The following is a 2458-nucleotide window of genomic DNA, read 5'->3' as shown; positions in this document are numbered from 1 at the left end:
CTTGATGTAAAATAACTTCCAGATCATCTGATTTTTCATGGATGGTAAACTTTCGTTTAAATTCGATTGAGCCATCTTCAGCCAGACTAAATTCAGGCTGTTCCTCCACAGAAATTGACTCCTCATTCGGCATTACCAGTTTGAAGTTTAAGGTAATTTGCTCATTTAATTTTACATACCCCTTATACTCCACTTTTACGGGTATCATCTGACCGTTATTTTTCACCTTCCATTGATTGAAGAGTTTACCCTCTTCAAAATAAGGCATTCCCCAGCTGGTTGGCTGAATATTTTTTTTATTTGTAAATACAGTTCCTTCTTTGGTAACCCCTCCATTCCAAACCTTGTATAACTCTCCTTTTTCAAGGTCATATGCAGCAAAATTTACGCTATCGAAAGCCAGGGTAAGCATTCGGGGCTTTTTATCCAGTACAGAACGAAATGCCCAGGGATCCATGGTACGTATTTTTGCTTCGGATTTGGGTTCTTTACATGAGGTGCTAACCAAAGCAGAAACAAATAATAGCAAAGGCAACAATGCCTTCTTACAATTTAGTATAGATGGTTTTATGTACATTTTTGTATTTTACTAAAATGGTCCTTTGTCTGTAGTAGTTAGTGCATTGCTACCTCCCGGCATTTCACCTCTTTCCCTTGTGATGTCAAGTGCTTTTCCGGTTTCTATGTCGTACCAATCTTGGGTTAGATTTTGGGGAACAGAATCATCTGTTTCAATGGACCATACCTCCAGTGCTTTCCTCAATTGCTCCAATGCTTTATTTTCACCGGTAGGTGTAGCCCTGTTCAATAATTGAAACGCATCATCATCTATTCTATAGAATTCTTCAAATGGGCGTGGTGACACAAAAATATCAGCTTGCGCAGGGTTTAATTTACCCTGATCCCTTAGCTTTTTGAGGTCGGCATAGGAATCACTGGAATTGGAATCTGCAGGTCCGGGATTGGCATATTGAGACCGGTTATTTTTGATATACAAATAATCTTTGGTCCGGACCATTCTTTCATGCGCTTCCTGATCATGCCAGTTGTGCTCGGCAAAAACATAATTTCTGAAAGGCATGTGAGGGTTTTTTAACACTGTTAAAAAGCTTTTCCCTTGAAAATTATCAGGAATTTTTACACCTGCTAATTGTAAGAAAGTAGGGGCAAGGTCTATACTACTTACTAGCGCATCTACTACAAGACCAGCCTTTAACCCCTTGGGCCATTTAACCAATAAAGGAGATTTAATACCTGAATCTATAAGTCTTGTTTTACTTCTTGGAAAAGGTCTTCCATTGTCTGACAGAATAAATATAATGGTATTATCCAATTGTCCTTGTCGCTCCACCTCTTCTTCTACCAATCCTATATAATGATCAAACCTCGTTATCTCATCATAATAATTGGCCAAATCTTGCTTGGTGGCCTTTCCATTCGCTAAATAAGGTGGAACTTCAACATCTTCCGGTTTATGCGCTCCTGAGAAATCATTTTCAGCCCAAGGTCTGTGAGCATCCAAGGCTGCCAACCAAAGAAAAAATGGTTTGTCTTTAGGTCTTTCTTTTAAAAGAGGAACCCAATAATCTTCTCCCCCTTGCCCTATTTGAGGCTGTTTATCATAAATAAGATCAAAACCTTTACGGGGAACCGAGCCCATATGCCATTTCCCTGATTGGCCGGTAAAATATCCTGAGGCTTTAAGTAATTCAGGGAAGGTAAGGATTTGCTCAGGCATGGCTGTATGCAATTCCGCTGCTCCGGTATTGTGTGGGTACCTACCTGAGATAATACTACTCCTGCTAGGACTGCATGAACTGGTAGTTAGAAAGAAATTGGAAAATTTAATTCCTTCAGTAGCGATTCTATCAGTTACCGGGGTGACAGCAATCTTGTTGCCATAGCTACCCAAATCCTCATAACCAATATCATCAGCAATAATCATGATAATATTGGGACGATTATCTTGGGCATAAATGAAAGAATTGGCAGTAAATAAAGCCAATAGTACAAAAATGAAGCTAATTGATTTCATTATTTCTCTTTAAAATCCTTTTCAAAATCACTATCGTTTACCCATCCGGTTTTAAAAGGTTCTCCTTTCATAAAGCGATTGTAAAAGTCTCGTTGGCTTTTTTGCGCATACTCATAATTATCGAAAACAGCCCCATTTCCTAAGATCCTTGGATCTTCTTGAGCTTTTAATTGCTTGAACAGCTCCTCTTTCAATCTTTCTTTTATATTTTGGTATTCCGGATGCAAGGCAAGGTTATTCAAGCCATAGGGATCTTTTTTTCTATCATAGAGCTCTTCTGAGGGTCTTTTTCCGAAGGAAAGGTTCCAATACTTGTATTCTCCGTCAACTCTTCTCTGATTAAGAATTACAGTTTTGGTAGGGCTTCCATCCGTATTAAGGTAACCCGTTTCAGGGTTTCCAGCTGGCCATCTATCGGTTTCA

The 2458-nt window shown here is 39.1% G+C and carries 1 protein-coding gene and 2 pseudogenes; all 3 read right to left on the bottom strand.

What is annotated here, in order from left to right; genetic code table 11:
* A pseudogene (locus AAC037_RS23450) lies at positions 1-577 on the bottom strand (cytochrome C); the annotation flags it as partial.
* Positions 578-589: 12 nt separating this feature from the next.
* Positions 590-2035 carry a sulfatase gene (locus AAC037_RS23445; protein WP_339906044.1) on the bottom strand — a complete coding sequence of 482 codons (1446 nt, stop codon included), beginning with the start codon at positions 2033-2035 and terminating at the stop codon, positions 590-592.
* Positions 2035-2458 (bottom strand): annotated as a pseudogene (locus AAC037_RS23440) (heparan N-sulfatase); the annotation flags it as partial. The pseudogene AAC037_RS23440 and the gene AAC037_RS23445, both read right to left, overlap by 1 nt.

Source organism: uncultured Cyclobacterium sp. (assembly GCF_963976465.1).
GTDB lineage: Bacteria > Bacteroidota > Bacteroidia > Cytophagales > Cyclobacteriaceae > Cyclobacterium.
The sequence above is the reverse complement of the archived record's forward strand: the minus strand, read 5'-3'. Positions and strand labels throughout refer to the sequence as shown.